Source organism: Komagataeibacter europaeus LMG 18890 (genome assembly GCF_000285295.1).
In the GTDB taxonomy this organism is placed as follows: Bacteria; Pseudomonadota; Alphaproteobacteria; order Acetobacterales; family Acetobacteraceae; genus Komagataeibacter; species Komagataeibacter europaeus.
Window position 1 is genome coordinate 1 of sequence record NZ_CADP01000119.1, and the last position, 7,872, is coordinate 7,872.

General features: G+C 62.6%; 8 protein-coding genes and 1 pseudogene. 6 read left to right on the forward strand and 3 right to left on the reverse strand.

Annotated features, from left to right (window positions below; all coding sequences use genetic code 11):
- On the reverse strand, positions 1 to 960 hold a 960-nt coding region (locus GEU01_RS18195; RefSeq protein ID WP_019087177.1), incomplete at its 3' end, for an IS256 family transposase.
- 64 nt (positions 961 to 1,024) lie between these two features.
- On the opposite strand from GEU01_RS18195, the pseudogene GEU01_RS24875 reads away from it, so the two are divergent.
- The 3 genes and pseudogenes from GEU01_RS24875 to GEU01_RS18210 form a co-directional block, all read left to right on the forward strand.
- Positions 1,025 to 1,297: pseudogene (locus GEU01_RS24875) on the forward strand (type II toxin-antitoxin system VapC family toxin); the annotation flags it as partial.
- Between the two features lie 173 nt (positions 1,298 to 1,470).
- Entirely contained in the window at positions 1,471 to 1,698 is a 228-nt protein-coding gene (locus GEU01_RS18205) for an AbrB/MazE/SpoVT family DNA-binding domain-containing protein (protein WP_007396477.1), read from the forward strand.
- The gene (locus GEU01_RS18210; RefSeq protein WP_007400727.1) at positions 1,695 to 2,087 is read left to right on the forward strand and encodes a type II toxin-antitoxin system death-on-curing family toxin; all 393 of its coding nucleotides are present in this window, start codon (positions 1,695 to 1,697) and stop codon (positions 2,085 to 2,087) included. Before GEU01_RS18205 ends, GEU01_RS18210 begins: the two co-directional genes overlap by 4 nt.
- 186 nt (positions 2,088 to 2,273) lie before the next feature.
- On the opposite strand, the gene GEU01_RS18215 is transcribed toward GEU01_RS18210, so the two are convergent.
- Both GEU01_RS18215 and GEU01_RS18220 read right to left on the reverse strand, forming a co-directional pair.
- Positions 2,274 to 3,200 (reverse strand): ketopantoate reductase family protein, encoded by a 927-nt coding sequence (locus GEU01_RS18215; RefSeq protein ID WP_019087175.1) that lies wholly within the window; start codon positions 3,198 to 3,200, stop codon positions 2,274 to 2,276.
- Between the two features lie 86 nt (positions 3,201 to 3,286).
- Positions 3,287 to 4,732, reverse strand: coding sequence for a tyrosine-type recombinase/integrase (locus GEU01_RS18220; protein WP_019087174.1), 1,446 nt, complete (start codon positions 4,730 to 4,732; stop codon positions 3,287 to 3,289).
- A 520-nt stretch (positions 4,733 to 5,252) separates the two neighbouring features.
- Between GEU01_RS18220 and GEU01_RS18225 the strand changes: the two genes are divergently transcribed.
- The 3 genes from GEU01_RS18225 to GEU01_RS23260 all read left to right on the forward strand — a co-directional run.
- Positions 5,253 to 6,590, forward strand: a complete 1,338-nt coding sequence (locus GEU01_RS18225) for a site-specific integrase (protein ID WP_019087224.1) — start codon at positions 5,253 to 5,255, stop codon at positions 6,588 to 6,590.
- Positions 6,580 to 7,356 carry a segregation and condensation protein A gene (locus GEU01_RS18230; RefSeq protein ID WP_019087225.1) on the forward strand — a complete coding sequence of 259 codons (777 nt, stop codon included), beginning with the start codon at positions 6,580 to 6,582 and terminating at the stop codon, positions 7,354 to 7,356. The genes GEU01_RS18225 and GEU01_RS18230 overlap by 11 nt, the downstream gene beginning before the upstream one ends.
- A gap of 186 nt (positions 7,357 to 7,542) precedes the next feature.
- Positions 7,543 to 7,872, forward strand: a 330-nt coding sequence (locus GEU01_RS23260; protein WP_019087226.1) for a transposase, incomplete at its 3' end; no start/stop codon positions are given.

A 7,872-nucleotide genomic window follows, 5' to 3' on the forward strand; every position in this document is an offset into this window, starting at 1 on the left:
CCATGCCCGGCGCCATGCCGGGGCGATCGACGCGTATTTCCCGGCCCATTTCTCCTCGAACGCATCGAGCTCTGCGGCCGCCATGTCAGCGGTCGCCGCCCCGTAGATCCGGCGCAGGTCGGCAGCCACGGCCTTGCGGTCCTTCCATGAGCAGAAGTTCAGGCTGTGGCGCACCAGGTGAACAATACAGGTCTGAACCATCGCCTCGGGAAAGGCGGCGGTGATGGCCTCGGGAAAGCCTTTCAGCCCGTCCACGACCGCGATCAGGATGTCCTGGATGCCCCGGTTCTTCAACTCGTTCATGACCGAAAGCCAGAATTTGGCGCCTTCATTCTCGGCGATCCAGAGCCCCAGAACCTCGCGCACTCCCTCGCGGGTGACACCGAGAGCAACGTAAACCGCCTTGTTTTTAACGGTCCGGCTGTCAGCATCGCGGATCTTTACCCGAAGGGCATCGAAGATCACGATGGGATACATCCGATCCAGCGCCCGGCCCTGCCACTCCCGGACCTCGTCCAGCACGGCATCGGTGACGCGGCTGATCAGGTCGGGAGAGACCTTCAGGCCATAAAGATCAAGCAGATGGGTCTGGATGTCCCGGACCGTCAGACCGGCGGCATAGAGACCGATGATCCTGTCGTCGATCCCGTCGATCCGGGTCTGGCCCTTCTTTATAAGCTCCGGCTCAAAGCTGCTGTCGCGGTCGCGCGGCACCGTCACCGGAAAGGCGCCGTCCTGGCCTTTCAGCACCTTGGTCGTGGAGCCATTCCGCCGGTTCGACTGGCCCGGCGGGGCAGCCTTGCCTTCCTCATAGCCCAGATGCGCGCTCAACTCTGCACCCAGCATACGCTCCATGAGCCGAATTTTCAGCTCCTTCAGCAACCCGCTGTCTCCGAGCAGGTCTTCAGGACGCTTCACGCCCGTCAGCAATTCGTCCAGGAGTTCCTTCGAGATGGTCATTCATACTTCCTTTCGGTGAAGTATGGACCAGATCAATTATACACAGAAGATCGGACACTCTCGAGCATTCGTGTCATTATGGGAGATTGCGATCAAAATCCGTATTGGAAAACTGGATGCGGATATGAACGACATTCTGGCAGCCATTCCTGAGGAAGGTTTCTCTCTGCTGCAAATACAACCCGAACACCTGCATATCCTTATGTCTTTGCCTCTGCATCATCGTGATCCGTTTGACCACCTCCTGATGGCGCAGGCGCAAGTTGAACACGCCACATTCCTTTCGGAAGACGGACAAATGGATCATTACCCCATCAAGCGAATACGCTGTTCGTGAAGCAGAACTGCCGTCAGAATATGCCTTCATGTTGATCATCGGGATGCCCATTTTTCCTTTTCAATACCGGACATCGTGACAATCACGCAATTTAGCCTCGGGATGAGAGAACAGAAGTCTGGTATTGTGATCCAAACTTCATTATCTTACGAGACGTAAGATAGGAGAGCGCCATGGAAACGGTCACTCTGCGCAAGCAGGGCAATTCGGTCGGGCTCACGCTGCCGGCGGAGACCCGTATTCGACTGGGTCTGGAGATCGGGCAAGAACTCACATTGGTCGAGTTGGCTGACGGCATTAAGCTGGTGAAGCGCAACCTCAAGCTCGAACGCCAGATGGATCTTGCCCGTGAAGTGCTGCGCGAACAGGCTGACGCACTTCAGGAACTGGCGAAACGGTGAACGAACCGGAGTTTCTCGAGGTTGATGCTGTGCTGTTCCTGCATGATTGCGCCTTGCGCGAATATGGTGGCGCGCAGGGAATCAAAAGTGCGGACTTGCTGCATAGCGCGTTAGACCGACCGTTGAACCGCTATCACTACGCGGATCCAGTTCCTGTCGATCTGTTTGACATCGCCGCCGCCTATGCCTTCGGCATTGCGGGCAACCACCCGTTCAATGATGCCAACAAGCGGACTGGCTGGGCCTGCTGTGTGTTGTTTCTCAAAGCAAACGGCCAGAACGTCGCCATCACTGCGCCTGACGTGGTGGAGCGCATGGTCGCTCTGGTCGAAAGAAAAATCGATGAGACAGAATTCGCCATTTGGCTGCGGAAGCATCAACTTCCATAAGAGTATTGCTGACACGGATATGTCCGCTTACGCCTCATCTCCGCCGTTCAACGAACTGTCAGATTTCCCTCAAGTTAGACGTTCCATTCCGGCTGTTCATGCAGGGAGAAATTATCTTTGAGCAAGGCTGGCATGATCTGTGAAGTGGATATGTCCGCTGGGACGTCGTATCTGCACTGTGCCTCTTCATGCGTGCCTTTGTTGTTCATACACGCGCAGATTCAGATCGGTGAGATCCAGGATGGGCGTAGGGATCTGAAGCGCGCATGCCCGCCTGACCAGGTCACCAATAATCTGTTGTGCTTCCACAGGAGCATCCTGCAGCAGATCCCGGAACATGGAGGACGTCAGGGTGGAGTCCGTTTTCGTCAGGAGACTGACAGTGCCCTTCAGCGTGGCATCCCGTAGGGGATAGCCAGCCGCCGCCGCCGTTGACGCACATTCATGGATGACCGCCTGCGCAAAGGCCTGACCTGCTGGCTGGCTGGCGACATCCCCCACGGTTCCGCGCATCAGGCAGCAGATGCTGCCCAGGGACGCGAGCAGAACCCATTTATCCCACATGTCCTGCAGGATGTGGGTGGAACACACGATTTCAAATCCGGAACCCGACAGGGTTTCCGCAATACTGCGTGTCACTGGCGTATCGCTGCCTTCCCGGTCCCCTATTGAAAGCCGGGGAAGAGAACCCGTCTGGACAATGCGCCCCTGCGCATCAAGCTTGCTGATGATCAAGCACGTGCCTCCCATGACCGCGGCAGGGCCAAAGCGGTCTGCCAGAATATCAAGATGCTGCATGCCGTTGAGAAGCGGGACAATCCGTGTCTGCGGTCCCACCGCAGGCGCGAAATCGTTCATTGCAGCCATCAGGGAATAGGCTTTTACGCTGAGCAGGATGATGTCGTAGGGCCCCTCAATCCCACCGGCCATCACCATCCGGGGGGTCATGGTGACGTTGCCAACGGAACTGATCAGGCACAGGCCCCCGGCACGGAGCTGCTGCAGGCGCCTTTCGCGCACCAGAAAGGTCACATCATGCCCGGCGCTGGCCATGCGGGCGCCAAAATACCCACCCACGGCGCCTGGGCCGACAACAAGAATTCTGGAACCCATGACGCTGTTTCCTCTCTTTGATCCGCCCTGACGTGTTGCAGTTGAAGGCGAGTTGAGGCGCTCTGGCGGCATGGGTCAAGACAGGCTCAGAATCTCGATCTTCCCGGGTGCCGGGCCTTGATGCTGGCCTCGTCGATATAGGTCTCGACGACCTGAAGGCTTTTGTGCCGCGAGAAGCGCTTCAGTTCCAGGAGATCATACCCGTCTTTCGCCCCCGTGGTGATGGCGCCGCGGCGCAGGCTGTGCCCTCCAAAGTCCCCTTCGAGCTGGGTGTCGCCGCATCGCTTGCGGATGATGTCCGTGACCGCCCGGTCCGACAGGGCGTGCGGCCCGATCCTGGGCGGGGTTCCGACGGGAGTGGTTCCCGCCCTGTGGCCCCGCGCGGACCAGATCCGCCGGAAGACCGGACCTTCCGTGATCCCGGCCTGCCGGAGCCAGGTCTCGTACGCCAGAACCGGGCAGTTCCGGGTCAGGCCCCGCGGGATGCCGATCAGCGCGCCCTTGCGCTGGGGATCCCCCTTGGACCGGCCCAGCCGGATCTGCATGCCATCCTCGTCCACCGTAAGGTCGTCCATCTTCAGTGCGGCAAGCTCGGAGCGCCGGAACGCGCCGGCAAAACCGAGCAGAAGAATGGCCCGGTCCCGCGCACCGACCAGATCGTGGGGACTGATGGCTTCGACGACCCTGACCAGCCTGTCCCAGGTGAGCGGGGTTTTCTGGCGGGGCAGGGCCTCCTTTGCCTCCCGACGGATGCCGGCAAGCGTTGCGGTCACCATCGGGTGGGCGGTGGGTACGGCAATCTGTGCGAGGTGGTGCAGGTAACGCAGGGCGGCGCGATGCAGATCGATGGTGCTGGTCCTGCGCCCCTGCAGCGCCATGTCGGCCAGATAGGCGGCAACATCCTCACCGCGGGCAGGCAGGGCAGGCAGGGCGTGACCGGCAGCCCAGCGACACCAGGACCGGACGGCGGCGCGATAGGTGCGCAGCGTGTTCTCGGCCTTGCTGCGGTGCATATAGGCATCGGCCGCCTGACGGGCCGTGGCCAGGCGGCCATCATGTTCGGGCACAGGCTGTGCCGAGACGACGGAAAACCATTGCGCGACGGCAGCAGCCGGCTGGCCGACGGGCGCAGGAGGCGCTGCGTCTGACGTCTTGGGACAGGCTCCTACGGGCTGGATCGGCCGGAACCAGGCCAGGAAGCTGGGCATGCCATCATCGATTTCCAGTCCGACGGCCAGTTCGAACCCCGATGGGACATCCGCAACGTGGTCCTGAGCCATCTGCTGGGCTGCCGACGCATACGGCACGCCCTGGGCGAGGGGGGTATCCGGGGAATAGCTACCGTCCGGCAATTCGATGCCAGCCAGAAGCAGGGGCAGGGGTGGTGTGAAACGCGCGGTCGAGAGGATTTCGCGCCAGCGCGCCGGATCCTGTGTCTCGGCCAGACGCAGCTGCGTCAGTTGGTCCACGCGGGCGTGCAGCGCGGCCTGCGCGCGCCTGCTGGAGCCGAGGATCCGGACATCGCTCAGCATGGGCGGCGTTCCCAGTCAGAATACCCCTGGGTGCAGAGACGGCGACCGGGACCGCGCCCGTTTTTTTTCCGGTGGCCCAGTCCGAGCTGGCCGATCGGTGCGGCAGGACGGGCCTGGCCGCCACGCGGGCAATAGGGGAGAGGCAGGCAGAGGAACGTGGCGGAAGAACTCTGGAACGGGCGCATTTCGGGATTTTAGCAGGCATTTTGGAATTTTTCATCTACTTCCGACAAGATAACTTATCGGAAGTAGGGTTTTGATTGGTCGGATTTTGCCCGGCGGGGAGGGGAGGGGGCATAAAGTCCGGAAAACCGCGCCTTTTGGGATCAATCTGGCGCTTTTTCGTTCTCCAAAACCCGTTAACGTGATACGATGTATCTTATGAAATGTAATCGCCTTAGTCAGATCGGGGGCAGCCGGCGCGTTTGCCCGCTGAGGGTGGATGCGCGACCATCTTCGAAAGCTCGTTCGGGGTCGGCCCGCAGGGCGTTCGGGGCCGAAAACCGGGGATCCCATCAGAATGGCTGAGACCGGTCGACCGCTGCAGGCGGCGCGGCCGCCGACCGGCCTGTCGCCTGCCACGGCGCGGGCCTATGCGTCCTCCTGGCGCGCTTTCGTCGGCACCCAGGCCGTCGACGGCGACTTTCCGGTGGGCCCTGTCGCGGTAGGAACATGGCTGGAGGCCCGGGCGAAGGCCGGGCGGCCGCGGCAGAGCCTGGTGGTGGATCGCGCGGCGCTGACGGCGTGGTGTGCCGCCAATGGCGAGGGGCTTGATGTCGCCCTGCCCGCTACGCGAGTGCGCCGGACCGGGGCCGGGGTCGATGTGACTTCGCTGCTGGCCGCCGCACGACGCTGCAGGTCCGATTTGCCCGGCCTGCGCGACCGGGCTTTGCTACTGCTGGCGGCCACACTGGACATCGGCGCCGAGGCGTTGGCCCGGCTGACCGTTGAAGACATCACCGACACGATAGACGGGATGACCGTCGCCCTGCTGCGGCCCCGGTCCGGGCGCCACCGGTTGCGCCGGTTGCGGCGCCGCCGGGACCCGGCCGTTTGTCCGGTGCGGAGCTGGGCGGCCTGGCGCGATGCCGCGCAATTGCGGTGGGGGGCGGCGTTCCGGGGGATCGATGCGCATGGCACGGTCGGGGATCCATTGTCGGTGCCGGGGATCCGGTTCGTGCTGGACCGGGCGCTGGGACGTCCGGACCGCCCGGCCCACCGGACGCGGCGGACAAAATCCGGGTCCCCGCCAGAGTCCCCAGTTGGGACGGCGGTGCGTCGACGCACGATGAGGGCCGCCCCGGGCTGGATCCGGACAACGCTGACGGTGAGCGGTCCGGTAGACGAAGTGGCCCGGTTCCGGGTGGCGGCCCGGGGACCGGGGATCATCCCCTGGCAGGTGGATTTTGACTACGAACAGGCCCGCCTGCTGGCGCCGATGGCGGCAAAGGGGGCGCAGGCGGTGACGCTGGCCAGGCTGCTGCGCCAGGCATCCGAACGCCTGCATCGGATCGCCCTGCAGCATCAGGCGGCGGGTACGCCCGCCTGTGCCTTTGACCTGCACCGGCTGGTACCGGTGCCCGGTCCCATTCTGGAAGCCGGGGCGGATTCATGCGCGGCGGCGGCCTGGCTGCAGGCACAGTGGGGCACGCTGCTGCCGTTGCGCCGGGTGGAGGTCGAAGCCGTGCGCGATCAGCGCGCCCGCCGCAGTGCCCGGCTGGTCTACCGCTTCTGGTCGGCGGAATGGACGCCGTGGCAGGCGCTGCACCGGGTGCGGACGAACTGGCCGGAGTTGGTTTTCGACATCCGACCGCAGTACGCGCGCGCTGATGCCGGAAAGACCGCTAATGCTGCCTGACGAGGAGGAAGATTGGGGGGACCCACCGCGTCGGCTAGCGCGCCCGGTGGTGCCCGAGTTCCATGTCGAGGGGTTTGACGGGCCGCTGGACCTGCTGCTAGATCTGGCGGAACGGCAGCGTCTGGACCTGGGCGTGCTGTCCATCGCAGATCTGGCGGCCCAGTTTGTCGCTGAGGCGGAGCGGCTGGCCCAGACGACGCCATTCATGCAGCGCGCGGACTGGGTGATCTGGATCGCCCGGCTGGTGTTCCTGCGCTCGCGGCTGCTGTTTGCCACGCAGGCGGAAAAGCAGGTTGCCGAAAATGAGGCGCGCCGGACGGTCGGCCAGATCGAGGGGCTGTTGCAGATGCGCGCAGCGGCGGACTGGTTGGAGGGCAGGCCACAACTTGGCGTGTCGGTTTTTGCGCGGGGCAGGACAGATGCGAATGGCAGCGTTTCCGTACGGCAGGGGACGTATTTCAGTCTGATGGAAGCCAGTCTCAGTGTACTGGAGCGGGAACTGGCGCAGATTGAGTTCTCGGTTCCGATCTATCGGATTGATGTGCCTGCCTACTGGCGTGTGACCGATGCATTGGCCTTTATCCGAGCGAAAATGAGAAACGGAGCTTTCCGAAGCATATGGGACTGTGTTCCTGCGACGCCGTTTGCTGAGCCTGAGGGATTAATCGCTCGTCGAGCGGCTGTAGCTGCGACATTTGTGGCTGGGCTGGAATTGGTGCGGCAGGGAGACGCATCGATCGATACGGTCGTATTTCCCATGGCATGATGTTAGCGATTGCAGACTCTTTGGAATGAGCGGGACAACGCCACGATGGAATGGTGTGCACGGCAGCCGAAGGCAGCACAAGCGCAGCGATATGCCGCTCTGCAACGTAGCGGAAGCCTTTTCCCTGTTCTAGCAGCCTGTCGGGTTGGGGTACCCTGTGAAGGGGTAAGGCTGTAGAGTGTCGCGATGAGCCGCTTCATCCCGTTTGACCGATCCCAGCCGTATCTTCTGCCGCCTGATCTGACGTCGTGGCTTCCGGCTGACGATATGGCGCATTTCATTGTCGCAGCTGTTGAGCGGGTTCCGATGAGTGCGTTCTGCGTGCCAGTGCGCACGGGAGGCAAGGCGCAGTATCATCCGCGCCTGATGCTGGCCCTTCTGATCTTCAGCTATGCGAACGGGTTGTTTTCCTCACGCCGGATCGAGCGGGCGACATATCGCGACATCGGGGTACGCTTCGTGGCGGCGAACCTGCATCCGGATCATGATACGATTGCGACCTTCCGCCGGACGAAC